Source organism: Streptomyces lydicamycinicus (assembly GCF_000829715.2).
GTDB lineage: Bacteria > Actinomycetota > Actinomycetes > Streptomycetales > Streptomycetaceae > Streptomyces > Streptomyces lydicamycinicus.
Map to the genome: position 1 here is coordinate 572,698 of NZ_BBNO01000005.1, position 25,409 is coordinate 598,106.

At 73.2% G+C, this 25,409-nt stretch carries 19 protein-coding genes; 11 read left to right on the forward strand and 8 right to left on the reverse strand.

The window, feature by feature from the left end; all coding sequences use genetic code 11:
• Positions 1 to 164: 164 nt before the first annotated feature.
• Positions 165 to 1,274: a glycosyltransferase family 2 protein gene (locus TU31_RS20215; RefSeq protein WP_502693976.1), complete on the forward strand. Its 1,110-nt coding sequence runs from the start codon at positions 165 to 167 to the stop codon at positions 1,272 to 1,274.
• A gap of 192 nt (positions 1,275 to 1,466) precedes the next feature.
• Here the strand turns inward: TU31_RS20215 and TU31_RS20220 are convergent, their stop codons facing one another.
• The 4 genes from TU31_RS20220 to TU31_RS20235 all read right to left on the reverse strand — a co-directional run bounded on the left by TU31_RS20220 (position 1,467) and on the right by TU31_RS20235 (position 7,383).
• On the reverse strand, positions 1,467 to 3,164 hold the full coding sequence (locus TU31_RS20220; protein WP_042156525.1) for an LCP family protein: 1,698 nt from the start codon (positions 3,162 to 3,164) through the stop codon (positions 1,467 to 1,469).
• Positions 3,165 to 3,230: 66 nt separating this feature from the next.
• Positions 3,231 to 5,000 carry an LCP family protein gene (locus TU31_RS20225; protein ID WP_042156527.1) on the reverse strand — a complete coding sequence of 590 codons (1,770 nt, stop codon included), beginning with the start codon at positions 4,998 to 5,000 and terminating at the stop codon, positions 3,231 to 3,233.
• 222 nt (positions 5,001 to 5,222) lie between these two features.
• Entirely contained in the window at positions 5,223 to 6,461 is a 1,239-nt protein-coding gene (locus tag TU31_RS20230; RefSeq protein WP_042156529.1) for an LCP family protein, read from the reverse strand.
• A 160-nt stretch (positions 6,462 to 6,621) separates the two neighbouring features.
• Positions 6,622 to 7,383: a TIGR03089 family protein gene (locus tag TU31_RS20235; RefSeq protein WP_042156532.1), complete on the reverse strand. Its 762-nt coding sequence runs from the start codon at positions 7,381 to 7,383 to the stop codon at positions 6,622 to 6,624.
• 129 nt (positions 7,384 to 7,512) lie between these two features.
• Here TU31_RS20235 and TU31_RS20240 point away from each other — a divergent pair, with 129 nt between their 5' ends.
• The 3 genes from TU31_RS20240 (at position 7,513) to TU31_RS20250 (ending at position 11,474) form a co-directional block, all read left to right on the forward strand.
• On the forward strand, positions 7,513 to 8,859 hold the full coding sequence (locus TU31_RS20240) for a peptidoglycan recognition protein family protein (RefSeq protein WP_042156534.1): 1,347 nt from the start codon (positions 7,513 to 7,515) through the stop codon (positions 8,857 to 8,859).
• A 248-nt stretch (positions 8,860 to 9,107) separates the two neighbouring features.
• Positions 9,108 to 10,190 (forward strand): mannose-1-phosphate guanylyltransferase, encoded by a 1,083-nt coding sequence (manB, locus tag TU31_RS20245; protein ID WP_042156535.1) that lies wholly within the window; start codon positions 9,108 to 9,110, stop codon positions 10,188 to 10,190.
• 378 nt (positions 10,191 to 10,568) lie between these two features.
• The gene (locus tag TU31_RS20250) at positions 10,569 to 11,474 is read left to right on the forward strand and encodes a DNA-3-methyladenine glycosylase family protein (RefSeq protein ID WP_042156537.1); all 906 of its coding nucleotides are present in this window, start codon (positions 10,569 to 10,571) and stop codon (positions 11,472 to 11,474) included.
• Positions 11,475 to 11,540: 66 nt separating this feature from the next.
• Here TU31_RS20250 and TU31_RS20255 read toward each other — a convergent pair whose 3' ends face one another.
• The 3 genes from TU31_RS20255 to TU31_RS20265 all read right to left on the reverse strand — a co-directional run bounded on the left by TU31_RS20255 (position 11,541) and on the right by TU31_RS20265 (position 14,422).
• Complete coding sequence (locus TU31_RS20255) at positions 11,541 to 12,872, reverse strand: coenzyme F420-0:L-glutamate ligase (protein ID WP_042156539.1); 1,332 nt, start codon at positions 12,870 to 12,872, stop codon at positions 11,541 to 11,543.
• Complete coding sequence (cofD, locus tag TU31_RS20260; protein WP_042156542.1) at positions 12,869 to 13,825, reverse strand: 2-phospho-L-lactate transferase; 957 nt, start codon at positions 13,823 to 13,825, stop codon at positions 12,869 to 12,871. The genes TU31_RS20255 and cofD overlap by 4 nt, the downstream gene beginning before the upstream one ends.
• Positions 13,826 to 13,912: 87 nt before the next feature.
• Positions 13,913 to 14,422 carry a cysteine dioxygenase gene (locus TU31_RS20265; protein WP_042156544.1) on the reverse strand — a complete coding sequence of 170 codons (510 nt, stop codon included), beginning with the start codon at positions 14,420 to 14,422 and terminating at the stop codon, positions 13,913 to 13,915.
• Between the two features lie 692 nt (positions 14,423 to 15,114).
• Here TU31_RS20265 and TU31_RS20270 point away from each other — a divergent pair.
• The 3 genes from TU31_RS20270 to TU31_RS20280 all read left to right on the forward strand — a co-directional run bounded on the left by TU31_RS20270 (position 15,115) and on the right by TU31_RS20280 (position 21,077).
• Entirely contained in the window at positions 15,115 to 15,378 is a 264-nt protein-coding gene (locus TU31_RS20270) for a WhiB family transcriptional regulator (protein ID WP_003983763.1), read from the forward strand.
• A 315-nt stretch (positions 15,379 to 15,693) separates the two neighbouring features.
• Positions 15,694 to 19,503, forward strand: a complete 3,810-nt coding sequence (locus TU31_RS20275) for a glycosyltransferase family 2 protein (protein WP_042156547.1) — start codon at positions 15,694 to 15,696, stop codon at positions 19,501 to 19,503.
• The gene (locus TU31_RS20280; protein WP_042156548.1) at positions 19,500 to 21,077 is read left to right on the forward strand and encodes a DUF5719 family protein; all 1,578 of its coding nucleotides are present in this window, start codon (positions 19,500 to 19,502) and stop codon (positions 21,075 to 21,077) included. Before TU31_RS20275 ends, TU31_RS20280 begins: the two co-directional genes overlap by 4 nt.
• A gap of 34 nt (positions 21,078 to 21,111) precedes the next feature.
• On the opposite strand, the gene TU31_RS20285 is transcribed toward TU31_RS20280, so the two are convergent.
• Positions 21,112 to 21,501 carry a metallopeptidase family protein gene (locus TU31_RS20285; protein ID WP_042156714.1) on the reverse strand — a complete coding sequence of 130 codons (390 nt, stop codon included), beginning with the start codon at positions 21,499 to 21,501 and terminating at the stop codon, positions 21,112 to 21,114.
• A 328-nt stretch (positions 21,502 to 21,829) separates the two neighbouring features.
• On the opposite strand from TU31_RS20285, the gene TU31_RS20290 reads away from it, so the two are divergent.
• From TU31_RS20290 to TU31_RS20305, 4 genes are all read left to right on the forward strand, one after another.
• Positions 21,830 to 22,270, forward strand: coding sequence for a DUF3499 domain-containing protein (locus TU31_RS20290; protein ID WP_078885876.1), 441 nt, complete (start codon positions 21,830 to 21,832; stop codon positions 22,268 to 22,270).
• 141 nt (positions 22,271 to 22,411) lie between these two features.
• Positions 22,412 to 23,770: a phosphomannomutase/phosphoglucomutase gene (locus tag TU31_RS20295; RefSeq protein WP_042156552.1), complete on the forward strand. Its 1,359-nt coding sequence runs from the start codon at positions 22,412 to 22,414 to the stop codon at positions 23,768 to 23,770.
• A 186-nt stretch (positions 23,771 to 23,956) separates the two neighbouring features.
• On the forward strand, positions 23,957 to 24,145 hold the full coding sequence (locus TU31_RS20300; RefSeq protein WP_042156554.1) for a Trm112 family protein: 189 nt from the start codon (positions 23,957 to 23,959) through the stop codon (positions 24,143 to 24,145).
• Positions 24,146 to 24,222: 77 nt separating this feature from the next.
• Complete coding sequence (locus TU31_RS20305) at positions 24,223 to 25,359, forward strand: SIS domain-containing protein (RefSeq protein WP_042156556.1); 1,137 nt, start codon at positions 24,223 to 24,225, stop codon at positions 25,357 to 25,359.
• Positions 25,360 to 25,409 lie beyond the last annotated feature (50 nt).

Below are 25,409 nucleotides of genomic sequence, written 5' to 3' on the forward strand. Positions count from 1 at the left end.
GAGCGGGGCCGCACGGGAACGGGGCAGCAGGGGAGCGGGGCAAGTCGGGATCAATCGGACGAGGACACCGTAGGTCCATATGATCGGCTGCAAAGCGCCACACGCCGGGCATCCGGCATCCGGCCACCCGGCTGCGTCCGAGGGCGTCCCCCATTCGCGGTAACGTGGGCGCGATTCTGCAGTCTCCCGGCGGGCGCTGCCGTCGCTGGCGGCTCCGCCACGGGCCGTACCCCCGAGGAACCATGCCGCAGCAGCAGCCCCCGGCCGTCTCCGTGATCATGCCGGTGCTCAATGAGGAACGTCACCTGCGCAATTCGGTCCGGCACATCCTGGAGCAGGAGTACGCCGGTGAGATGGAGGTGGTGATCGCCCTCGGCCCGTCCACGGACCGTACGGACGAGATCGCCGCCGAGCTCGTCGCCGAGGACGCCCGGGTGCACACGGTGCCCAACCCCACCGGCCGCACGCCCGCCGCGCTGAACGCCGCGATCAAGGCTTCCCGGCACCCGATCGTGGTGCGCGTCGACGGCCACGGCATGCTCTCGCCGAATTACATCGCCACCGCCGTGCGCCTCCTGGAGGAGACCGGCGCCGCGAACGTCGGCGGCATCATGCACGCCGAGGGCGAGAACGCCTGGGAGGACGCGGTCGCCGCGGCGATGACCTCCAAGATCGGTGTGGGCAATGCCGCCTTCCACACGGGCGGGCAGGCCGGCCCCGCCGAGACCGTCTTCCTCGGCGTCTTCCGCCGCGAGGTGCTGGAGCAGCAGGGCGGCTACAACGAGGAGTTCATCCGCGCCCAGGACTGGGAGCTGAACTTCCGCATCCGGGAGGCCGGCGGCGCGATCTGGTTCTCGCCCGAGCTGAAGGTCCAGTACCGCCCGCGGCCGAGCATCAAGGCGCTGGCCAAGCAGTACAAGGACTACGGCAAGTGGCGCCATGTCGTCGCCCGCTACCACGCCGGTTCGATCAATCTGCGCTATCTCGCGCCGCCGACCGCGGTGTGCGCCATCGCGGCGGGCCTGGTGGTCGGTGCGGCCGTCACCCCCTGGGGCCTGGTCGTCCCGGCCGGCTATCTCGCCGCCATCACCGCGGGCTCGGTGCCGGCCGGCAAGGGGCTGTCGCTCAAGGCCCGCGTGCAGATCCCGGTCGCCCTGGCGACCATGCACATGGCCTGGGGCGCGGGCTTCCTGACCAGCCCCCGCTCACTCGCCAGGAAGGTCATCGCCAGCCGCCGCCCGGCGGTCATGACACCGGCGGCGGACGCGGAGTAACGGGGCACCTGCCCTCTACACCCGCCCACCCCCCGAAGGGGGGTGGGCGGCGGGGAAAAAACCAACTGGGCCGCAGCGCAACGCCGACCGGGGCAGACCCGGCCCTCCGCCCTGGAAGCGGCAGACCCGGCCCCCGCCTGGAAGCGGCAACCCGGGCCTCCCCGCCGAGAAGCGGCAACCCCGCCCCTCCGCCTAGAAGGTGTACGACGGATTCACCTTCATACAGGCCTTGGTGTCCTCACCGTTGAGCGCGTCGGCGCTGTCCGGTGCCTTGTCCGCGCCCTTCTCGTCGTCCGACTGCTCCGGGTACGCCGTACCGGTACGCCAGTCGTTGCCGACCACCAGCCGCATCCCGGTGGCCGAACTCGACTCCCGGACCGCGTCCTTGGGCAGTCCGAGCGCCTTCGCCAGCGCCAGGGCGTCGCCCCGCTGGGCCTTGTCCCGGTACGTGATCGTGGTGTCGGCCTGGGTGGTGAGCGCGGAGTCGGTGCCGGCCGAGGTGTAGCCCAGCCCGGACAGCTGCTGCTGGATGGCCGACGCGCGGCCGGAGACCGGGCCGTTCACCGTGCTGTTGGTGCCGTTCTGCACGACAACCTTCAGCTGGTCCTTGGGAGTTGACGGCTTGGGGGCCGGGGTGGCCTTCTTCTTCTTGTCCTTGCCGTCCAGCGCGGTGTCGTTGCGCAGCAGCCCGAAGGTCGCGTCCGCGTCGCCCGGCTTGGGCATGACATACGACTCGCCGGGGCCGTACTGCCAGGGCATGGTGACCATCGTGATGCGCTTGGTCGGCACCCGGCTGAGATCGCCGCCGAGGTCGTAGAGCTTCTTGACGGTGTCGAGCCCGTCGTCGACGGTCAGCGCGTTGGTCGCCGCCTCCGCCAGATCGCGCAGCTCCCCGGGGTTGGTGAGCTTGGCGTCCTTCTTCAGCTGACGGACCATCGAGTTCATGTACATGTGCTGGGCCTTGGCCCGGCCGATGTCGGTGTTGTCCTCGAAGCCGTAACGGGTGCGCAGCCACTGGAGGGCCTGGACGCCCTTGACGGAGTGGGTGCCCTTGGTGAGCTTCAGCCCGCTGCCGTGGCCCTTGCTGTCGTGCGAGTAGACGTTCCCGTCGACGCAGACCGGGACCCCGCCGATGGCGTCCGCCATGTCCACCACGCCGGCGAAGTCGACCATCATGAAGTGGTCGATGTAGATGCCGGTCAGCTCCTGCCAGGTGGCGAGGGTGCAGCCCGGACCGCCGTGCTGGAGCGACTGGTTGATGGCCGCGGAGGTCTGCGGAAAGACCTCATGCGTCTTCGGGTCGGTGCACCGGGGGATCGTCACCCGGGTGTCCCGGGGGATGGAGATCACCGACATGTTGCTGCGGTCCGCCGAGACATGCAGCAGCATCTGCACATCGGCGAGCGGCTTGCGGTCCGCGTCCTGGCGGGCTCCGCCGAGCTCGATGTTCTTGGCGTTGTTCCGGCCGTCGGAGCCCAGCAGCAGGATGTTCAGCGGGCTCTGCCCGAAGGCGTTGGGGTCCGGCTTCTTCAGGCCGCCCCCGCCCAGGGACCTCGGCGCCTTGCGGAGGTTGGCGTTGAGGTGCTCGTAGTACCAGTAGCCGGCACCCGCGCCGCCCACTATCAGGACGGCGAGGGTGAGGGCGGTCCACCGCAGCACCTTGCGGCCCGTGCGGCGCGGCTGCCCCCCTCGGCGGTGCCCGCCGCCGTCGGCGGGCACGTCCCCGTCCCCGTCCGCGGCGGCCACGGCACCGCCTTCGGGAGGCGTCCAGCCGGGTGCGTCCGGGGGCAGCCCCTTGTCCTCGTAGACGCCGTCGTCCCGGCCCGTCTCCGCTGCTTCCGGCCGGCGTCTGCGACGCGACCGGTCCCCACGCACACTGCTCTGCCCCATTCGGCCCTCTCCCCGTTGTCAGTTGTGCGCTCGGCGCCTCGGCAGGGCGGCCGGATCCCGCTCAATTCACTTTGCGCAGATGTTCTTGTCATCTGCATTGACGTTCTGCACCCCGTCCGGGGTTTCGGTCGGCGCCTCGATCGGTGAACCCGGCGCCTTGAAGTCCTTGCCGAGGACCAGCTTCATCGGCTGGCGGTCACCGGCGTTCTGCCCGGACTTCTTCAGCGCGCTCTTGGGCAGCCCCATCCAGTCGGCCAGAGTGGCGGCCTGGTCGGCCTGGTTGGGCGCGTATTCGAGGCGGGTGGCGGCCAGCTTCGCCGGTGCGTTGCCGGCGTTGGTGGAGAGCTTGGCGGCCTTGGTGTTCTGGAGCCAGTCCACGGTCTCCTGGGCCGAGCCGATCGGTCCGCCGCCGTTGGTGACATCGACGCGTACCGCCTCGGGCGGGGCCTTCTTGACCGGGGCGGCCTTCTTGCCCTTGCCCTTCTTGCCCTTGGCCAGGGTGTGGTCCGCCCGCACCATCGCGAACAGCGGGTCCGCCGCCGTCTTGTTGAGAATGACGGTGGCCGGGTCCTTGGGGTTGTCCAGCACCGGCACCGTGGCGAAGGTGATCTTGTCGATGTCGACCTTCTTGAGGTCGTTACCGAAGTCCAGCAGCTTCCCCGCCGTGCCGATACCGGTGTCGACGGTGAGCGCCTTGGTCGCCGCCTGGCTGACGTCGTAGAGCTTGCCCGGGCTGCTGAACGCGCTGGACTTCAGCTTGCGGATCAGCGAGCTGAGGAACTGCTGCTGCATCTTGATCCGGTCCAGGTCGCTGCCGAATCCGATGGCGTGCCGGGTACGGACGAACGCCAGCGCCTGCTCACCCTTGACGGTGTGCCGGCCGGCCTTCAACTTCAGGTGCGACTTGGGGTCGTTGAGGTCCTTGGCCGCGCACACCTCGACGCCGTCCACCGCAGTGGACAGCTCCTTGACGGCGTTGAAGTCGGCCATCATGAAGTGGTTGATCTTCAGCCCGGTCATCTGCTCGACGGTGCGCCAGGTGCAGCCGGGGTCCCGGCCCTCCTGGCCCAGGCTGGTGTTGAAGCGCACCTGGTTCTCGCCCGGGACGGTCTTCGTCGACCCGTCCTTCTGCTTCGTCGGGCAGTTGGGGATGTCGGTGATCATGTCGCGCGGGATGCTCAGCGCGGTGGCGTTCGTCCGGTCCTTGGAGATGTGCATCAGGATCGTGGTGTCCGCGTGCCCCACGCTGCCGACGTCGCCGTAGCCGCCGTTGCCCTTCCCGGAGCGGGAGTCGGTGCCGATGATCAGGAGATTCACCGGGCCGTCGGACACCGCGTCGTTCTCCACGCCGACATCGACCTTGGAGATGTTGCCGTCCAGCTCTTGGTAGATGTAGTACGCGGCGCCGCAGCCGGCGACGAGGACGAAGCCCACCACACCGGCGGTCCAGTGCAGCGCCCGCTTCTTCCCCGACTTCTTCGGCTTGCGCTTACGGCGGCCCGCCGGGCCCGCCTCCGCCGCCGTCGCTGTCGCCGTACGGGCGGCGGCGGCACGGCGCGCCGCCCGGCCGCCGGCCGGGCGCTCGCCGTCGCCGTCCACGGCGCTCTCGTCCCGCCGGCCGCGCTGGGTCGGCAGCGGCCGGGTGTCGGTGTCGCCGACCTCGGCGTCCCGCTTACGGGCGGCGCGTCTGCCGGCCGCAGTGCGGTCGGAGGGCCGAGCGGCGGCTTGACCAGGGTCAAGCCGCAGTTCGTAGTTGCCGGTGTCCGGATCGAACACCCACTGATCGGCGGGATCGACGTTGTTGTCGCCCGCCCGCCCACGGCCTTGCGCGTCCACGGTGCCTTGAGTCCTCCGTCGGTGCCACGCGGCGCCATCCCCTCAAGGCGCTCGGTAGGTCGATCGAGATTGCTGGTTCATCGGTCGGCTTGGTCGAGCGACCGGATCGCTCACACTATCCGCCCAGTTCAGCGCCCCGCGACGCTCGTGACAAATTCCACTTACCTACAACTGGGCAATCCGCCCAATCCATTCGAGTCGTCGGCTTGTTTTGCGGCCTCTTTATTCACAGGCCCCGTGTTCCGCCGTCGTCCCGGGAAACGCCGGACCGGAACTCGGCGCGGGCTCGGACGGGGTGTCCGGCCGGTCGTCCGAAGATCCGTTTCCGGTGCGGACCGGTTCCTCCCCGGCGTCCTGCGGGGGCGTCACGGTCACCCGAAGATCCCTGTGCAGCCGCGCGAAGAGCCGCCCGGCGTCCGGCTGCCGCAGCTCATCGCGATTGGGGTCCAGGTGGTACTCCTGCCGCGGCACGGTCATGAACTGAACCCGCTCGGTAGGAATGCGGCGGGTGCTGCGCACCAATTCGTACAGCCCCCTCAGGGAAGCGAGCCCGCTGTCCGTGGTCAGTGAACTCGTCGCGGCATCCAGCACCGGATACAGCCGCGTCGGATTGAGCAGGACACCATTGCTCTGCACTTTCTTCACGAGTGCGCCAAGAAATCGTTGTTGCCTCTCCATGCGCTGGGTATCGCTGCCGTTGCCCAGACTCTTTCGTGCCCGTACGTAACCGAGCGCGTCCTCACCGTGCAGGGTCTGCCGGCCGGCGGGCAGGGTGAGATGCGCCTCGGGATCACGCACCGGCTGCGGCAGACAGACCTCGACGCCGTCCACCGCGTCCACCATCTTCGTGAAGCCGACGAAGTCGATGATCAAGTAGTGGTCGATACGGATCCCGGTCAGCTTCTCGACCGTGCGGATCGTGCAGGCCGGGCCACCCGCCGCGAACGCCTCGTTGAACGGGGCCGGCCGCGGTGCGGTCTCCGTGCCGTCCGGGCGCTTGCAGTGCGGCAGCTCGACCACCAGATCGCGCGGGATGCTCACCGCGGTGGCGCTCTGCCGGTCCGCCGCTAGATGCAGCAGCATCGTCGTGTCCGAGCGCTGGCCGCGGCTGTGGCCGTACCGGACATTGCCGCCGGTACGGCTGTCGGAGCCGATCAGCAGCACGTTCCCGGCGTTCGGCGGGCCCGCCGGCGGCCGCTCGGACTCCCACTTCCGCAGCTCCCGCTCGGTGGCGCTGTCGGTGTGGATATTGCCGTTGAGCTTGGCGTACACCGCCCAGCCGGTACCGGCCCCGGCCAGTACGAAACCGGCGATCCCGAGCGCGACCCAGCGGCGCAGGTGCCACCGGTGCGGCGGGATGCGCGGCGGCCCCGGCCCGTCCGCTCCCCGGCCCCCGGCCGGGCGCGCGGCCCAGCCGGCGAACCTGGGGGGCTCGGGGGTCTCGGTCACGTGTGCGTCCATCCCTCACGGAGTCGGCGTCGCGCCCGCACGCAGGCTCGGACGGAACAAGAGACGGACGAAACCCGCGCATGGTTGTACGTACTCAAGATCCTGGCCTGAAACGGACGTACCGGCCCGCCCGGGGCGCGTCCGGTCCGCCGGACGGGGGAGCGCCGCTTCCTCAGTGCGGCAGCGGCGCCCGGAACGTGATCTTCTCGCTGTTCTCCCGGTCGGCCATGCCCTCGGCGCCCAGCCGGTCCAGGTGGCGGCACAGCACCACGGAGCCACCGGTCACCAGCGGTGCGTACAGCCCGTACGACAGGCCCTGCCAGGTGTCGTAGCCCAGCCCCGACAGCACCCGGGGCGCCTGTGGGAGTCCGGCCGCTTCCGCGTCCGCCAGCGCACGTGCCACGATCCCGGCCCCGGTCAGCTCCTCGCCGCCGACGGCCAGCGCCGCGGCACCCGCGTCCACCGGTGCGAACGGCGCGAACCGGTCACCCTGGCCCGGCACCTCGACGGCGTAGTCCGCGAAGCCCGCCGGCGGCTGCGGGAAGCGGCCGCCCAGCGGACGCAGCGCCAGCGCCACCCGCTCCCCGGAGCAGGCGAGCGCCGCCTCCAGCCGGTCCGGCCCGGCGACCACGAGATCGGCGGCGGCCGGATCGCCGTCCACCTCCGCCAGCACGCCCACGGACGAACAGGCCAGCAGCCAGACGGCGGTCTGCCAGTGCGCGGGCAGCAGCAGCGCGAGCCGGTCGCCGGGCTCGGCGGCCAGATCGCCCTGGAGGTAGTTGGCGGTCTTGGCCACCCAATTGGCGAAGGTCGCGACGGACAGTTCCACGCGCTCGCCGGTGGCGTCGTCGTAGAAGGTCACCAGCGGGCGGGCCGGGTCCGCGGCGAGCGCGGAACTCAGCAGGTCGGCGGGGGTGCGTTCGGTGGCGTTCATCGCGGCCAGGGTACGCGCGGCGCCGGTTGGCGGCGGGTCGGGCCCGACGGGGCCGCGCCACCGGATCGGCCGATGCCCCGTCAGATCACCGTTGGCGCGTTCGCTCCGGACATGTCCAGGATTTTGACCATGCGCCCCTTCCTTGCGACCTGTCTCGGAGCCGTGTGCACCGCCGTCCTCGCCCTGCCCCTCGTGCCGGTGACCGGTGCGAGCGCCGCCCCCGCCGCCGCGCCGCACCCCGCCCGCTCCGGTGAGCTGCCGGGCAGCACCCAGTCCCTGCCGGTGGCGGCGCTCGGCGCACCCGCCCCGCGCCCCGACGCCCGGGACGCCACCCCGGCGCCCACGCCCCAGTCGCTCGGCCTGCCGGCCCGCACCGTACGGCCGTTCTCACTCCTCGGGGTCGTCTGGGACGACGCCGCCGCCGAGCTGCGGGGCCGGGTCCAGGTCCGCACCCGCGCCACCGGCAGCGGCGACTGGTCCGGCTGGCAGGACGTCCAGGTCCACAACGACGACGCCCCCGACCTCGGTTCCGCCGAGCGGCGCGACAGCGAGGTACGCGGCAGCACCGCACCGCTGTGGGTCGGCGACTCCGACGCCGTCCAACTGCGCATCACCCCCGAGGCCCGCCACCGCGCCCGGGCCACCCTCCCGGTCGGACTTCGGCTGGAACTCGTCGATCCCGGCAGACCGCCGCGCGCCGTCCGCGGCGCACACGCCGACCCCCCGGCCCCGCTCACCCCCGAGGCCACCGCCGCCTCCGCCGCCAACACCAAGCTCGCCCCGCTCGGCGCCACCGAGATCCCGGCCCTCGACCAGGCCGCCTCCCAGGCCGATATCGCCGCGGTGGACGGGGCGCCGCCGGGCCACACCCACATCGGGCCACGCCCCCGGATCGTCACCCGGGCCGGCTGGGGCGCCGACGAGCAGCTGCGCGAAAAGGCCTTCACCTACACCCGTACCGTCCGCGCCGCCTTCGTCCACCACAGCGGCTCGGGCAACAACTACGACTGCGCCGAGGCCCCTTCACTGATCCGCGCCATGTACCGCTTCCACGTCAAGAGCAACCACTGGCGCGACCTCGGCTACAACTTCCTCATCGACAAGTGCGGAACGGTCTACGAGGGCCGCGCCGGCGGCGTCGCCAAACCCGTCATGGGCGCCCACACCCTCGGCTTCAACACCGACAGCACCGGGATCGCCGTCCTCGGCACCTTCACCGACGACGAGCCTCCCCAGCCCGCCGTCGAGGCCATCGCCCGGCTGACGGCCTGGAAGCTCGGCCTCTACAGCGTCGATCCGCGCGCCACCACCCAGCTGCTGTCCGGTGGCGGAAACCGCTTCCCCAAGGGCACCAAGGTCCCGCTGCACGTCATTTCCGGCCACCGGGACGGCTTCACCACCGACTGCCCCGGCGTCCACCTCTACGACAAGCTGGCCGCCACCCGCCTCGCCGCGGCCAACCTCCAGGGCCGCTGAGCCGCTTCTCGGCCGGGGCACGACGGCACCTTCGGCATCTTCCGGGTTTGCGCGGGTCTGTCACGGTGCAGGCTGCGGGGACCACTGAACCGTTCCCGCGGCGGGCTCGTCCTAGCTGCCACGACGTCCGCCTCCCTCCCGTGGCCTGAAACGGCACGGGAGCGCCCCACCAGCGGGCCGCCCGGGAGCCCGTCTGCCTACACTGGTCCGCCGATCGGCCGACCCCAGCAGGAAGCAGAGAAGACAAGGTGACTGAAGCGATCCTCCTGGTCGGCGGCAAGGGCACCCGGCTGCGCCCGCTGACGGTGCATACGCCCAAGCCCATGGTCCCGGCGGCGGGCGTGCCGTTCCTCACCCACCAACTGGCCCGCGCCCGGGCAGCCGGCGTCGAGCACATCGTCCTCGCCACCTCCTACCTCGCCGAGGTCTTCGAGCCGTATTTCGGCGACGGATCGGCACTCGGCCTGCACCTGGAGTACGTCACCGAAGAGGAGCCGCTGGGCACCGGCGGCGCCATCCGCAATGTCGCCTCGCGGCTGCACTCCGCCCCCGACGACCCGGTGCTGATCTTCAACGGCGACATCCTCACCGGCCTGGACATCGCCGCCCTCGTCGGCACCCACCGCACCTCCGGCGCCGATGTCTCCCTGCACCTCACCCGGGTCGAGGACCCGCGCGCCTTCGGCCTGGTGCCCACCGACGACACCGGCCGGGTCACCGCCTTCCTGGAGAAGCCGCAGACCCCCGAGGAGATCGTCACCGACCAGATCAACGCCGGTGCCTATGTCTTCAACCGGTCGGTCATCGACACCATCCCGGCCGGCCGCCCGGTCTCCGTGGAACGCGAGACCTTCCCCGGCCTGCTCGCCGACGGCGCCCACCTCCAGGGCATGGTCGACTCCACGTACTGGCTCGACCTCGGCACCCCGCAGGCCTTCGTCCGCGGCTCCGCCGACCTGGTCCTCGGCCGCGCCCCGTCCCCGGCGGTGCCCGGCCGCTGCGGGGACCGCCTGATCCTGGAGACCGCCGAGGTCGCCACCGACGCCAAGCTCACCGGCGGCACCGTCGTCGGCCCGCGCACCGTCATCGGCGCCGGCGCCGAGATCGACGGCAGCGCCGTCCTCGACGGCGCGGTCATCGAACCGGGCGCCCGCATCCGTGACTCGCTGATCGGCGCCGGCGCGCACATCGGGGCCCGTACGGTCCTGGACGGCGCGGTCATCGGCGACGGCGCCCGGATCGGCGCCGACAACGAGCTGCGCGACGGCCTCCGCGTCTGGTGCGACGCCGACATCCCCGCCGGCTCGGTGCGCTTCTCGTCCGACCAGTAGGCGGCGGCCGACGGCTCCGGGCGGGCTGTCAGGCCTGGCACGCGTCCTGTGGCTCGTGGGGCGCGTCGCGTCGCTTCGGCCAGCCGCTCAGGCCCGCCCGGCTGTTACGGCTCGCCCGGCTGTTCCGGCTGCGCCCGGTCGCTTTGGCCCGCCCGGCTGTTACGGCCGCGCCCCGCCGCTCCGGCCCGCCCGGTCGCTCCGGCCGTCCCCCCGCCGCTCCCGCCGCCCCCGGGAATACCGCCCCACCCCACCCCGTTGTCGGCCCCGAGGGGGCGCTCGCTACCCCTACGGGATGTGTTCGCCCACCCCCTACGGACCCGCCTACGGCCCACCCCCGCGGCCCGCCCCGCTGTCACCCCCATCGCCTAACCTGGCCGCATGCCCGCCCGTACCTGGGACCCGCCCGGCCCGCTCGACCTGCACCGCACGCTCGGGGTGCTCCAGCGCGGCCCCGGCGACCCCGCGTTCGGGGTGCGCGACGGCGAGCTGTGGCGCGCCTGCCGTACGCCCGAGGGGCCCGGCACGCTCCGTATCGCGGCCCGTCCGGCCGCCGGCCAGATCGAGGCCGAGGCGTGGGGACCGGGCGCCGACTGGCTGCTCGACCGCCTCCCCGAGCTGCTGGGGGAGTCCGATGACCCGGCGCGGCTGACCGCCCGCCACCGCATCGTCCATGAGGCCCGCCGTCGCCACCCCGGCGTCCGGCTGGCGCGCACCGGCCTGGTCCTGGAGTCGCTGATCCCCTCGATCCTGGAGCAGAAGGTCACCAGCGACGAGGCCTACCGCGCCTGGCGCCTGCTGCTCCAGCGGCACGGCGAGCCCGCCCCCGGCCCCTGGGAGCGGATGCGGGTGATGCCGGAGCCGCGCGGCTGGGCGCTTATCCCCTCCTGGGAGTGGCACCGCGCGGGCGTCGACGCCAAGCGCTCGTCCGCGATCCTGCGCGCCGTACGGGCCGCCCGCCGGATGGAGGAAGCCGCGCGGATGGACCTCGCGGACGCCACCCGGCGGCTCATGGCGCTGCCCGGCATCGGCCCCTGGACCGCCGCGGAGACGCTTCAGCGCACCCTCGGCGCCCCGGACGCGATCACGGTCGGCGATCTGCATCTGCCGAAGATCATCGGCTACGCCCTCACCGGCCGCCGCGGCACCACCGACGAGGAGATGCTCGAACTCCTCGCGCCCTACGAGGGCCAGCGGCACCGCGCCGCCCGGCTGATCCTGCTCTCCGGCCGCGTCCCGCCGCGCCGCGCCCCGCGCTTCCCCGTGGGGGACATAGCCCGGCTGTGACCGGTGCGCGGGGCCGCGGGGCAGCGCACCACGACGAAGCGCATCAGCGCACCGCGACGAAGCGGGTCAGCGCACCACGACGAAGTCGTCGGCGGCCCGCGCCGGGCGTGCCGGCGGTGCGGTCGCCGCACGCCCGATGGCCACCGCCCCCATCGGCTCCCAGTCGGCCGGCAGCCCGAGCACGTCCCGGACCACCTCCCGGCAGAACATCGTGGACGACACCCAGGCGGAGCCGAGCCGTTCGCCGGCCAGTGCGACCAGGAAGTTCTGTATCCCCGCGCCGTGGGCCACCAGGAACATCTCGCGTTCCGCCGTGCTCCGCCGCGCGTCGGGGTAGGGGTGCGAGCCGTCCGTCACCATGCACGGCACCGCCAGATACGGCGCGGCCCGCAGTACGTCGCCGCGCCGGATCCGCTTGGCGATGGACTCCTCCGACTTGCCGTCCCGGCGCAGATCCGCGATCCAGGCGTCCCGCATCGCGTCCAGCAACCGCGCCCGCGCCCGCGGTGTCTCCAGGAGCACGAACCGCCAGGGCGTGGTGTGGTGCGGTGCCGGGGCGGTGACCGCCGCCGCCACCGCGCGCCGGACCGCCCCCGGATCGACCGGCTCGTCGGTGAAGGCGCGCACCGTACGCCGCCCCGTCACCGCTTCCCGTACGGCCTCCGAGGTGCCCAGCCGGAACATGTCGTCCTCGGGGCTGCGCACCATGACACGCGCCCCGGTGCTCTCGCCGGTCTCCCCGACGAGATGGCCGAGCCCCCGCACCACCGCGACCGGCAGCCCGGCGGCCTTGCCCTTCACCAGGTCGCCCGCGGCGGCCAGTTCGTCGGCGGTGGCCACCACCGTCGCGCTGAGCGGATTGCCGTACGCGTCCGTGCCGCCGCGCAGATCGTCCAGCACCCGCACCCCGGCCGCGCCGATGGCGACATCGGTGAGCCCGTTGCGCCAGGGCCGGCCGAAGGTGTCGCTGATGACGACACCGACGTCGACGCCGAGCGCGGCGCGCAGGCCCGCGCGCAGGGCCCGCGCCGAGGCGTCCGGGTCCTCCGGCAGCAACAGCACCGTCCCCGAGGGGGTGTTGGAGGCATCGACACCGGCCGCGGCCATCACCAGCCCCTGCCGGTTCTGCACGATCCGCAGTGTGCCGCGGCGCGCCACCACCCGCACCGTCTCCTGATCGATCGCCGCCTCCCGGTCGGCGGCCTCGACCACCCGGCCCTCGGCCTTGCTGACGATCTTCGACGTCACCAACAGCACGTCGCCGTCGACGAGTCGGGGCACTCCGTCGGCGGTCGCCGCGGCCACGATCAGCTTGACGAGGTCGTCGCCGGGCCGCACCTCGGGCACCCCCGGCAGCGCCCACACCCGGTAGGCGGGCACCCCGTCGGCGTCGTTCACGCCCGGACCTCCGCGGCCAGCTCCAGCGCCTCACGCACCATCGCGGCCGTGGCGTCCAGGTCCGTCATCATCAGCGGCACGGCCCGGCAGCGGATCCCGGCCGCCTCGACCTCGGCCACCGCATCCGCGTCGACGGAGTCGACCAGCCAGCCGTCCAGCAGCCCGGACCCGTAGTGGCGGGCCACGGCCGCGGCGGTCGCCTCCACCCCTACGGCCGCCAGCACCTTGTCGGCCATACCGCGGACCGGGGCGTCGCCGACGATCGGCGAGAGTCCGACCACCGGCACCCCGGCCTCCGCGATGGCCTCCCGGATACCCGGCACCGCCAGGATCGTGCCGATACTGACCACCGGATTGGACGGCGGGAACAGCACCACATCCGCCGCGGCGATGGCCTCCAGCACGCCCGGGGCGGGCTTGGCCTGATCGGCGCCGACCGGGACCACGGCATGGGCGGGCACCGAGGCCCGCAGCCGCACCCAGTACTCCTGGAAGTGGATCGCCTTGCGCTCGCCCTCTTCGTCGACGGCCACATGGGTCTCGACCCGGTCGTCGGACATCGGCAGCAGCCGCACACCGGGCTTCCAGCGCGCGCACAGCGCCTCGGTGACGGCGCTGAGCGGATATCCGGCGCCGATCATCTGGGTCCGCACGATGTGGGTGGCGAAGTCCCGGTCACCGAGCCCGAACCACTCGGGGCCGACGCCGTAGGCGGCCAACTCCTCCTTCACCCGGAAGGTTTCGTCGGTACGGCCCCAGCCCTGCTCCTCGTTGATGCCGCCGCCGAGCGTGTACATGACGGTGTCGAGGTCGGGACACACCTTGAGCCCGAACAGATGGATGTCGTCACCGGTGTTCCCGATGACGGTGATGTCCGCGTCCGGAGCCGCTGCCTTCAGTCCCCGCAGAAAGCGGGCGCCGCCGATACCGCCGGCCAGAACCACGATTCGCATAGCAACAGTGTGTCAGCCGGAGGCTGTCTCGATGAGGGGCGGTGGCCGGGCGACGGGCGGGCACGGCAGTGCTGAACGCCCGCGGTGTCAGGGGGCCAGTATCCCGGGCGGCGCGGTGGCGGCCCCGGCGTCCGTGGCCTGGCTGGGGTGCATCGGCATATTGGTCAGCCCGGGGAAGTACACATGCAGGCTGACGGCCGGGGTCAGGGCGTCGTTGACGACCTCGTGGACGTAGCCGGGGGCGAACACCCGCTGGGCGCCGGCCGTGAGCGAACGGGGCCCGCCCTCGACGTGCTCGGTCAACTCGCCTTCCAGGACGGTCAGCACACCGGAGGACGCCCCGTGGTCGTGCCGGCCGCTGCCCTGCCCGGGCACCCAGCTGAGCAGCCACACCTCGTAGCCGGGTCCGGTGCGCAGCCGGTGGTACCAGCGGGTGGTGGCGTCGTAGCGGACCAGCGGGGCCCAGGCGGCGCGGTCGGCGGCGATCGAGCGGGCCAGCCCCGCGAAGCCGGCGACGGTGGCCGGGTGGGCGGGGACGGGCGGCAGCAGGTGGGGGATGGCGAGCGGGTCGCCGGCGATCTGGACGTCGCTGTTCATGGCGTTTCGGGTTCCTCGGCAAAAGTGCTGGGGTGACGCGGGGGCTGCGGCGCGGCGCGGGCTCTCCCTGTGGGGGGCGTGGCGCGGCGGCGCGGAGCGGAAGGCGCTGCGGGGTGGTGCGAGCGAAAAGGCTGGAGCTCAGTGGCTACGACAGCTGGAACAGCGACAGCGAGCCTGCGCAGCGCAGAGCGACCCGTAGGCACGGGTCAGTCGGAGCGCGAGGGTCGTTGGCATGGGGTCAAGGAGACCGGGTTCGCGGCGCGATGTCAATTGGATGTCTGGTTTGACGTAAATCTTTCACCTCATCCGGTTACTCCGCCCGGCGAAAGGTTTGTGCAGCTTCCGGCGCGGAGACATCGACCGGCAACCGCGCTTTCAAACGCCGAGGCGGTCCCGTGATCCGTCTGTGATCTCCCCCGCTTCGGCGGCGCGGGGTGCAACGTGAACGCCGCCTGGTCGCGTCTTGGTGAGTGAAGAGGACGTGCCGGGTGGCACGCCCGGGAAAGTGTCCTGGTTTTTACTGATTTGAACACTTTCCGCATCCGCTTGGTTCCGCCGAGTGAATAAGAGGCTCAATAGCAGATCTCGGCTTGACTGGCCCGGATCACCACACTTGTAATTTCACTCGTGTCGTTCAGCCGAAATCGATCACGGCTTGATCACGGGGACGTAAAGACAGACGAGGGGCGCACATGACCGAGCTGTTCCAGGAATTGCTGGTCGAGGAGGCGGATGAGGAGCTCGGCTGGCAGGAGCGCGCACTGTGCGCCCAGACCGACCCCGAGTCCTTCTTCCCGGAGAAGGGTGGCTCCACCCGCGAGGCCAAGAAGGTCTGTCTCGCCTGCGAAGTCCGGTCCGAATGCCTTGAGTACGCGCTCGCCAATGACGAGCGCTTCGGTATTTGGGGCGGTCTGTCCGAGCGCGAGCGGCGCCGGCTGAAGAAGGCCGCCGTCTGACGATGACAGCGCAGCCGGCCGGACCGACGGCGGGCGGCCCCGTGGACCACGCCGCCGCACCCCCTCAACTCCCCATATCCCCCTATAGCGAACACTCCGCCTCCAGCGACCCGGTCGCCGGAGGCGGACTGCTGTATGGACCCGGTCGGGGCACCGGCGCGAACCATTAGTGTGGGGCACCGTCCGAGATGCGCCGCCGCCCCACGGGATGCGCGCGTCGCCTCGTAGTCCGTCGCAGTGTCTTCCGGGGGCGGTGGCCCAGCGCGACTTCGCCGCGGGCCTTCGAACTCCCGGGTCCGGAGGGCCCGTACCTCGATGTCCGTGCACAGCCAGTCGGCGGCCCAGGCCGCCTCACATGCAGCTGCCACCCCAGAGTTCCCGCGGCACGTCGTCACCGCCGTGATCGTCTCCCATGACGGTGCCCGCTGGCTGCCCGACGCGCTCACCGGCCTGCTCGGCCAGGAGCGCCCGGTGCAGAACGTCATCGGCGCCGACACCGGCAGCGCAGACCACTCCGCCCAGCTGCTCGCCGAGGCCATCGGGGACCAGCGGGTGCTGCACCTCGCCCGCCGCTCCGGATTCGGCACCGCCGTCGACGAAGCGGTCCGCACGGCCCCCGTGCTCACCCCCGACGACCTGCCGTATCTGCGCCGGCCCAGCGGCTGGGACCCGGTCACCCGCACCTGGCGCGACGAGGCGTACGAGATGCCGGAGTTGCCGCACGGCGAACCGGTCCAGTGGCTGTGGCTGCTGCACGACGACTGCGCACCCGAGCCGGACGCGCTCGCCGAGCTGCTGCGGGTCGCCGACGCCAGCCCCTCCACCGTCATCGTCGGCGCCAAGCTGCGCAGCTGGTACGACCGCCGGCAACTGCTCGAAGCCGGGGTCAGCATCGCGCGCAGCGGCCGCCGTTGGACCGGCCTGGACCGCCGCGAACAGGACCAGGGCCAGCACGACCAGGTGCGCTCGGTGCTGTCCGTCTCCACCGCCGGCATGCTCATCCGCCGGGACGTCTATGAGGAGTTGGGCGGCTTCGACCGCCGGCTGCCCCTGATGCGGGACGACGTCGACCTGTGCTGGCGCGCCCAGGCCGCCGGCCACCAGGTCCTGATCGCGCCGGAGGCCATCCTGCGGCACGCCGAGGCATCCGCCCGCGAACGCCGCCCCATCGACTGCGTCGGCCGCTCGGTCGCCAACCCGCACCGCGTCGACAAGGCCGGCGCGGTCTACACCCTGCTCGCCAACACCCGCGGCGCGACCCTCCCGTACGTCCTGCTCCGGCTGCTGATCGGCACCTTCCTGCGGGTGCTCGCGTACCTCGTCGGCAAGGTCCCGGGCCAGGCGCTGGACGAACTCGCCGGACTCTTCGGCACGCTGCTGCGGCCCGGCAAGATCCTCGCCGCGCGCAAACGGAGAGGCCGGCCCGCCGTCGACGCGAGCGAGCTGCGGCCGCTCTTTCCGCCACCCGGCGCCACCGTCCGGGCCACCGTCGAACAGGTCGCCGGCAACCTCGCCGGGCGGGCCGCACCGGATGTGGCCTCGGCCGGCCGGCACGGCGCGGTCGAGTCCGGGCCCGGCGGCGATGACGCCGACTTCCTGGAGATCGAGCAGTTCGCCCGGCTCAAGCGGATCGCCCGCAAACCGGCCCCGCTGCTCTTCCTCCTGCTGCTGGTGGTCTCGCTGGTCGCCTGCCGCGGACTGCTCGGCTCCGGCGCGCTGACCGGCGGCGCGATGCTGCCCGCGCCCGGCAGTGTGTCCGACCTGTGGTCGGCATATCTCGACAGCTGGCATGCGGTCGGCGTCGGCGGCAGCGCCTCCGCGCCGCCCTACCTGGCGATCGTCGCCCTGGTGTCGAGCGTCTTCTTCGGCAGCACCGGCTTCGCCGTCACCCTGCTGCTGGTCTGCTCCGTGCCGCTGGCCGGGCTCACCGCCTACTTCGCCTCCCGCCCGCTGGTCGCCTCCCGGCTGCTGCGGGCCTGGGGCAGCATCGCCTACGCCTTCCTGCCCGCGGCCGCCGGCGCGCTGGCGGGCGGCCGGCTGGGCACCGCGGTGCTCGCCGTCCTGCTGCCCCTGATGGCGCGGGCCGCGCTCGCCGCGAGCGGACTGCGGCTGCCCGTGGGCACCCGGCCCAGCTGGCGCGCCACCTGGGCGTACACCCTGCTGATCACCTTCACCATGGCCTTCACCCCGGTCGTCTGGCCGATCGCGGTGCTGCTCGGCATCGGTCTGCTGGTGCTGCGCTTCCTGGATGGCAGCCGTGACCAGATGCTCGCCTACGGGCTGCGCTTCCTGGTCGTGGCCGTGGTGCCGTTCGTGGTGCTCGCGCCCTGGTCGCTGTCGTTGCTGAGCCGGCCGTCCGCCTTCTTCCAGGAGGCCGGGCTCGACTACGGCGCCGGTTCGGCCTCCGTGCTCGACCTCATCGGGCTCAGCCCCGGCGGTCCCAAGGCCGCCGGCGGCGTGTTGTTCTTCGGCATCGTCCTGGCCGCGCTCGCCGCGACGCTGCGCGACGAGCGGCAGCGCGCGATCCGTACCGCCTGGGCGGTGGCGCTGACCGGGCTGCTGCTCGCGGCGCTGGGCAACGGTTCCGGCTGGACCGGGCCCGCGATGCTGGTCTACGGGCTGGCGCTGCTGTGTGCCGCGGCGATCGGCGCGGAGGGCATCCGGACCCGGATGGCCAGCCTCGGCTTCGGCTGGAAGCAGCCGGTCGCCGTGCTGATCGCGCTGGCGTCCGTGCTCGCCCCGCTCTACGCCGCGGTCAGCTGGATGATCACCGGCGCGTCCGGTCCGCTGGAGCGGCGCACCCCGGAGCAGGTCCCGGCGTTCGTCGCCGAGGAGTCCGGCACCGCCGACCGGGCCCGCACCCTGGTCCTCGACGGCTCGCCCGGTCATGTCGACTACACCCTCGTCCGCGGCTCCGGCGCCCGGCTCGGCGATGCCGATCTGGCCGCCGCGGCGGGCGAGGACAAGCGGCTCGGCGGCATCGTCGCCCACCTCGTGGCCGGCTCCGGCGCCGACCAGACCAACCAGCTCGGCGGCTACGCGGTCCGCTACGTCCTGGTCAGGGACGGGGCGCCGCGCGAAATGGGCCGGGTGCTGGACGCGACGCCGGGCCTGACCCGGCTCAGCCAGGACGACGGCAGCGCCCTGTGGCGCGTCGACCGCCGGGTCTCGCGGGTCTCCATCGTCCCGGGCGCCGCCAAGGACGGCACCAGCGCGGGCGAGACCGCCGCACCCGTCGCCGTACCCGCCGGCCCCGTCGAGGCACACACCAAGGTGCCCGGCGGAGACAGCGGCCGGGTGCTGCGCCTCGCGGACGCCGCGGACGAGGGCTGGCAGGCCACCCTCGACGGCACCCCGCTCAAGCCGGTGACCGTCGACGGCTGGGCCCAGGGCTTCGCGCTCCCCGCGGGCGGCGGCACCCTTGACCTCACCCACGAGAACCCGATCGGCCACACCCTCTGGCTGTGGGCCCAGGGCCTGCTCGCCGTCGTCCTGGTGGTGCTGGCGCTGCCGGGCCGCCGCCGGGAGATCGATGACGACCTCCCGGAGGACGCGGCCGCCGCGCAGGCCGCCGCGGTGTCCGGCGACGGCCGGCGGGCGCGGCGCCTGCGGGCCCAGGCCGAGGCGGCCGGCGCCCCCGAGGCGGCCGGGCCCGGCGTCCCCGCCGCGCGCGCCGGCGAGCAGCCGCCCGCCCCGGCCGACGGCCCGGCGGCCGCATCGGCCCCCGGCCAGGACGCGGTCCAGGCCGCCGCCCCCACCGCTCCCGGCGACCCGTATGCGGCGGTGCCGCAGCAGCCGTCCTACGAGGAGTGGCAGGCCGCCCAGCAGGGCGTGCCGGACGGCACCGTGCCCCCGGGCGACCCCGGCGGACAGCAGCCCTACGCCCCCGACCCGTTCCAGGCCGGGCAGTACGGCCAGCCGTACCCGCCGGCCGATCCCTACCAGGCCCCCGGCCCGTACGCGGACCCCTACCAGGCGGGCGCCTACGACCCGTACGGCTACGGGCAGCAGCAGTACGGCGACGGCGGGCCGCAGCACCAGCAGCCCTACGACGACGGCACCGAGTACCCGGGGTACTCCGGCTCCTACCCCGAGCCGCGCCGTGACGGGAGCGACCAGCAGTGAAGCGCACCATGATGTCCCTGATCGGCGTGGCCGTCGCGCTGGCCGCGGTCACCGGCGTCGCCGCCGTGGCCGCCCCGGACGGCGACGGCCGGGACGCCCCGCGCGGTGGCAGCCGGCTGCCCGTCCAGCGCTCCGCGCTCCTCTGCCCGGCCCCGACCTCCTCCGAGGTCGGCGAGACCGCCTACACCGCCTTCGCCCCCAAGGGCGCCGCGGCCGGTGCGGACGGCAAGAAGGGCACCGCCGAGCTGCGGCCCGCCGGGACCGTGCGGGATGCCGGCGACGGGGCCGGCGGCAAGGGCGGGAAGAAGGGCAAGGACAAGGGCGCCGCGGACGCCGCGGCCGGGCAGACCGTCGCCCCCCGCGACACCAAGCCCGTCGTGCCCCTCCAGGAGGCCGGCAAGCCGGTCATCGCGACCACCGACAAGCCCGACGCTCCCGCCCTCGTGGGCTCCGCGGACGGCATGTTCGCGCCCGGCTGGACCGTGCAGCAGACCACCTCCGTCGCCGCCGGCGCGGGCCGCGGCCTCCTCGGGCTGAGCTGCACCACCCCCGACACCACGTTCTGGTTCCCCGGCGTCAGCACCGCCACCGACCGCCAGGACTACGTCCACCTCACCAACCCCGACGCGGTCCCGGCCGTCGTCGACCTCGAACTCCACGGCAAGGACGGCTCGTTGGCGGGCTCGGCGGGGGAGGACATCTCCGTACCGCCGCACACCACGGTCCCGGTGCTGCTCTCCACGCTGACCGCCACGCCCACCACCAACGCCTCGCTGCATGTCGTCGCGCGGGAGGGCCGGGTGGGCGCCGCGGTCCAGGCGAGCGACGGCAAGCTCGGCAGCGACTGGCTGCCGCCCGCCGCCGATCCGGCGCCGAGCGTGGTGCTGCCCGGCATCCCGAAGGACGCCACCTCCGTGCGGCTGGTCGCCCTCGCGCCCGGTGAGTCCGACGCCGATCTGAAGGTCCAACTGGCCACCCCGACCGGGCTGATCACGCCCGCCGGGCTGGAGTCCCTGCACCTCAAGAGCGGGATGACCACCGCCGTGGACCTCAAGGACCTCACCAAGGGCGAGGCCGGTTCGCTGGTGCTCACGCCCTCCGACAGTGACTCCAAGGCCCCGGTCACGGCCGCGCTGCGGGTCACCCGCGGCAAGGGCGCCAAGCAGGAGATGGCGTTCATCCCCGCGACCCGGCCGGTCGAGAAGCGCGCCACGGCCGCCGACAACCGCGACCGCGGCAGCACCCTGTCGCTGGTCGCGCCGGAGAAGGGCAAGGACGCCAAGGTGAAGGTCACCGCGTCGGCGGGCAGCGGCGGCGGCACCCCGGTCACCAAGACCTACACGGTCAAGGGCGGCAGCAGCCTTGATGTCGAGCCGCCCCGCCCGCAGGGGCTGAAGGGGACCTACGCCCTGACGGTGGAGCCGGAGCCCGGCAGCGGTCCCGTCTACGCGGCCCGGATGCTCGCCCGCCCCCAGGGCGGCCTACCCGCGTTCACCGTCCAGCCGCTGCCCGACGACCGCGGTTCGGTCCTCGTCCCGGCCGCGGGCCAGGACCTGTCGGTCCTCACGAACTGAACCGCGCACCCGTCCCCGGACCCGCGCGGCGGCCTCACTCCTGGCCGTAGCGCGGGTCCACCGACTCCGGGGCCAGCCCCAGGAGTTCGGCGACCTGCTCGACCACGACCTCATGGACGAGCAGCGCCCGCTCGTCGCGGCCCTTCGTACGGATCTCCACCGGCCTCCGGTAGATCACGATCCGGTCGCGATGTCCGCCCGCAGCCGGCAGCATCCGCCCCAGTGGCACGGTCTCCGCTTCGGCGGCCGCGTCCGGCCCGTCGTCCGGGCCGAAACCGGGCACCTCCAGGACCAGGAAGTCGACCTGGGAGAGCTGTGGCCAGCGGCGCTCCAGCCGGTCCCGGGAGTCATACACAAGATCCACGAAGGCCTCGGCACGGGTCACCGACAGCGGCACCTGGGGCGGCGCGATCGGGCCGCGCATGCCGCGGCCGTGGCGGTCGCGGCGGCGGAGCCGCGGCTCCGACGGTCGGGGAGGTACAGGGCTGTCCATCAGCATCGAGCGTAGCCGTCAAGGACCCCCGGACACCGGGGAGCGCGGCAAGACGTGGCATGTCGTCGGCTGACCGGACCTGTCCGCGATGTGTTCGTTTGCATCCCTGCATGAGATCGCAGATCGACGCCGGAATGGCAGGAAATGCATCGACTCGTGACGGGTTTCCGCGCCCCAGGCGGTCCGTCCCGGACCGGCCGGTCCAGGTCAGGTCGAGCGGGTGCAGGTCAGACGCATCGGACGAAGCGGGACGACACGGTTGGGTGAGCCGGGGGAGAGTCGTCGCGGCCCGCTCAAGAGTGCGGTACCGTCCAACGTCGTGAGCCCTGTACGTCGCTGTTCGCGCACTGCGTGCGGCCGCCCCGCCGTCGCAACGCTGACGTACGTCTATGCGGATTCGACCGCCGTGCTCGGACCGCTCGCCACCTACGCCGAACCGCACTGCTACGACCTGTGCGCCGAGCACTCCGAGCGCCTGACCGCGCCCCGCGGCTGGGAGGTCGTCCGCCTCGCCCTCGACTCCGGCCCGGCCCGCCCCAGCGGCGACGATCTCGAAGCCCTGGCGAACGCCGTGCGGGAAGCCGCCCGCCCCCAGGAACGCGCCGCCGGCGGCACCCACGCCCCCGGCGACCGCGACACCCACCCCATGGAGGTCGCCCGCCGCGGCCACCTCCGGGTGCTGCGCTCACCGGATTCCTGAACCCGCGCCGACGGCCCCGGCCCGTCCGCCGCATCCGGCCAACTACGGCGCCGCGGCGGCATGCACACGGGGACAGCGGGCCACCGCACAGGGCCGCCCGGTAGGTTGGGAGGACATAGAGACTCTCCAGGAGGGCTGGCTGTGACTGATCTGTCGCAGATCGTGAAGGCGTACGACGTACGCGGCGTCGTCCCCGCCCAGTGGGACGAACCCCTGGCCGAGCTGTTCGGGGCGGCCTTCGTCGAGGTCACCGCCGCGGACGCGATCGTGATCGGCCACGACATGCGGCCCTCCTCGCCCGGCCTGTCGGGCGCCTTCGCGCGCGGTGCGGCGGCCCGCGGCGCGGACGTCACCCAGATCGGTCTCTGCTCGACCGACGAGCTGTACTTCGCCAGCGGCTCTCTCGGCCTGCCCGGCGCCATGTTCACCGCCTCGCACAACCCGGCCCAGTACAACGGCATCAAGATGTGCCGGGCCGGCGCGGCCCCGGTCGGCCAGGACACCGGCCTCGCCGACATCCGCGCACTGGTCGAGCGGTGGTCGGACGAGGGCGCCCCGGAACCGGTCGCCGGGCCCGGCACCGTCACCCGGCACGACGTCCTGGGCGACTACGCCGCCCATCTGCGCGGCCTGGTGGACCTCAGCGGCATCCGCCCGCTGAAGGTCGTGGTCGACGCGGGCAACGGCATGGGCGGCCACACCGTACCGACCGTCTTCGCGGGGCTGCCGCTCGAACTCGACGCGATGTACTTCGAGTTGGACGGCTCCTTCCCCAACCACGAGGCCAACCCGCTCGATCCCAAGAACATCGTCGACCTCCAGGCCCGGGTCCGCGAGACCGGCGCCGACCTCGGCCTCGCCTTCGACGGCGACGCCGACCGCTGCTTCGTCGTCGACGAGAACGGCGACCCGGTCTCCCCGTCCGCGATCACCGCCCTGGTCGCCGCCCGCGAGCTGGCCAAGCACCCCGGCGGCACGGTCATCCACAACCTGATCACCTCCTGGTCGGTGCCGGAGGTCGTCAGGGAGAGCGGCGGCGAGCCCGTCCGGACCCGCGTCGGGCACTCCTTCATCAAGGAGGAGATGGCCACCACCGGCGCCATCTTCGGCGGCGAACACTCCGCGCACTACTACTTCCGCGACTTCTGGAACGCCGACACCGGCATGCTCGCCGCGATGCACGTCCTCGCGGCCCTCGGCGGCCAGCAGGGCCCGCTGTCGCAGCTGGTCGCGCAGTACGACCGGTACGCGGCCTCCGGCGAGATCAACAGCACCGTCGACGACCAGACCGGCCGGCTCGCCGCGATCAAGACCGCCTACCAGGGCCGCGACGGCGTCACCCTCGACGAGCTGGACGGGCTGACCGTCACCGCCGACGACTGGTGGTTCAACGTCCGCGCCTCCAACACCGAGCCGCTGCTCCGGCTGAACGTCGAGGCCCGCGACACCGCCACCGCCGACCGGATCCGCGACGAGGCCCTGGCGATCATCCGCGGCTGAGCCCCCGCGCCCCGCCGCACGAGCCACGCGGCGGCCATCGGAGCACGTCGCCGAGGGGGCGGGCGGCAGCGGTCTCCCCGCCGCCCGCACCCCCGCGCACCACCCGGAATCACCGCCGAGCACGCCTCCCGCCCCCGCCCGGCGGTACGCTGGCCACGCCGCAACCGCCCCGAAGGAGCAGCCTCCATGCCGGTCGAAGCCAGCTTGATCCAGATCCTTGCCTGCCCGGCATGCCATGCCCCCCTCCAGGACCGGACCGCGGACTCCGCGTCCGACCCCGAGCTGATCTGCACCTCCGGCGACTGCGGCCTCGCCTACCCCGTCCGGGACGGCATCCCCGTACTCCTCGTCGACGAAGCCCGCCGCCCCGCCTGACCGGCCGCCGCCGGGCCCGCCCCGGCGCCAACCGGCATACCCCCGCCCGATCCGGCGATTCGGAGGCCGCGCCCACCATGCTCGACGAGTCACTCCTCGACACCCCTGACGCGCTGGCCGGAGCCGACCGCTTCGGTCTGCTGCGCGGCGTCGCCGAATCCGGCGCCCGGGTCCGCACAGCCGCCCGCAGCGCCGCCGAATCCGGCATCCCCGAGCTGACCCCCGACGGGCGGCCGCGCGCCGTCCTCGTCGCCGGCCCCGGCCCCGCCGCGCCCGGTGTGGCGGACCTCCTCAGGGCGCTCGGCGGCGGCAGCTGCCCGGTCACCCTCATCCAGCCCACCGGCGTCGCCCCGCTGCCCGGTGCGCTGCGCTGGGCGCTGCCCGGCTGGGCCGGACCCCTGGACCTGCTGCTGCTCCCCGGCCCCGATGCCGCCGACCCCGGCCTCGCCGAGCTGGTCGAGCAGGCCTCCCGCCGCGGCTGCGCCGTCGTCGCCGTCACCCCCGCCGGCGGCCCGCTCGCCGACGCCGTCACCCAGGCCCGCGGCCTCGCCGTCCCCCTGGCGACCACCCCCTACGACGCCGAATTCGACGTCGAGGGCGCCCCGCCGGCCGCCCCCGGCACCCTCTGGTCGGTGCTCATCCCGCTGCTCTCGCTCGCCGACCGGATCGGCCTGCTCAGCGCCCCGCCGGAGGCCCTGGGCAAGCTCGCCGACCGCCTCGACCAGCTCGCCGAACGCTGCGGCCCGGCCATCCCCACGTACACCAACCCCGGCAAGACCCTGGCCGCCGACCTCGCCGACGCGCTCCCGCTGATCTGGACCGAAGGCACCATCGCCGGCGCCGTCGGCCGGCACTTCGCCACCGAACTGGCCGGGCTGGCCGGCCGCCCCGCGCTCGCCGCCGAACTGCCCGAGGCGCTCGCCACCCACCGCACCCTGCTGGCCGGCGCCCTGGCCGCCGGCGCCGACCCGGACGACTTCTTCCGCGACCGGGTCGAGCAGCCCGCCGCGATGCACGCCAGGGTCGTGCTGCTGCGCGAGACCGAGCCGGGACCGCTGTCCGCCACCCGCGCCGCCCAGGCGCTCGCCGAGGAGCGCGACACCGCCGTCAGCGAGCTGGAGGCCGACACCGGCAGCGACCTGGAGAAGGCCGCTGAGCTACTCGCCATCGTGGATTTCGCCGCCGTTTACCTGGCGCTCGCCGGGACCGAGTGATCTTTGACGGCCGGCCCGCATCCGCAGGCCCGTAGCGCACCCCGCAGCAC

What these genes read in the sequence shown, in the direction of transcription:
- TU31_RS20300 (WP_042156554.1), top strand. Translation starts at nt 23,957, where the DNA reads ATGCCGGTCGAAGCCAGCTTGATCCAGATCCTTGCCTGCCCGGCATGC.
- TU31_RS20305 (WP_042156556.1), top strand. Translation starts at nt 24,223, where the DNA reads ATGCTCGACGAGTCACTCCTCGACACCCCTGACGCGCTGGCCGGAGCC.
- TU31_RS20230 (WP_042156529.1), bottom strand. Translation starts at nt 6,461, where the DNA reads ATGGACGCACACGTGACCGAGACCCCCGAGCCCCCCAGGTTCGCCGGC.
- TU31_RS20275 (WP_042156547.1), top strand. Translation starts at nt 15,694, where the DNA reads ATGTCCGTGCACAGCCAGTCGGCGGCCCAGGCCGCCTCACATGCAGCT.
- TU31_RS20220 (WP_042156525.1), bottom strand. Translation starts at nt 3,164, where the DNA reads ATGGGGCAGAGCAGTGTGCGTGGGGACCGGTCGCGTCGCAGACGCCGG.
- TU31_RS20250 (WP_042156537.1), top strand. Translation starts at nt 10,569, where the DNA reads ATGCCCGCCCGTACCTGGGACCCGCCCGGCCCGCTCGACCTGCACCGC.
- TU31_RS20265 (WP_042156544.1), bottom strand. Translation starts at nt 14,422, where the DNA reads ATGAACAGCGACGTCCAGATCGCCGGCGACCCGCTCGCCATCCCCCAC.
- TU31_RS20240 (WP_042156534.1), top strand. Translation starts at nt 7,513, where the DNA reads ATGCGCCCCTTCCTTGCGACCTGTCTCGGAGCCGTGTGCACCGCCGTC.
- TU31_RS20235 (WP_042156532.1), bottom strand. Translation starts at nt 7,383, where the DNA reads ATGAACGCCACCGAACGCACCCCCGCCGACCTGCTGAGTTCCGCGCTC.
- cofD (WP_042156542.1), bottom strand. Translation starts at nt 13,825, where the DNA reads ATGCGAATCGTGGTTCTGGCCGGCGGTATCGGCGGCGCCCGCTTTCTG.
- TU31_RS20270 (WP_003983763.1), top strand. Translation starts at nt 15,115, where the DNA reads ATGACCGAGCTGTTCCAGGAATTGCTGGTCGAGGAGGCGGATGAGGAG.
- TU31_RS20285 (WP_042156714.1), bottom strand. Translation starts at nt 21,501, where the DNA reads ATGCGCGGCCCGATCGCGCCGCCCCAGGTGCCGCTGTCGGTGACCCGT.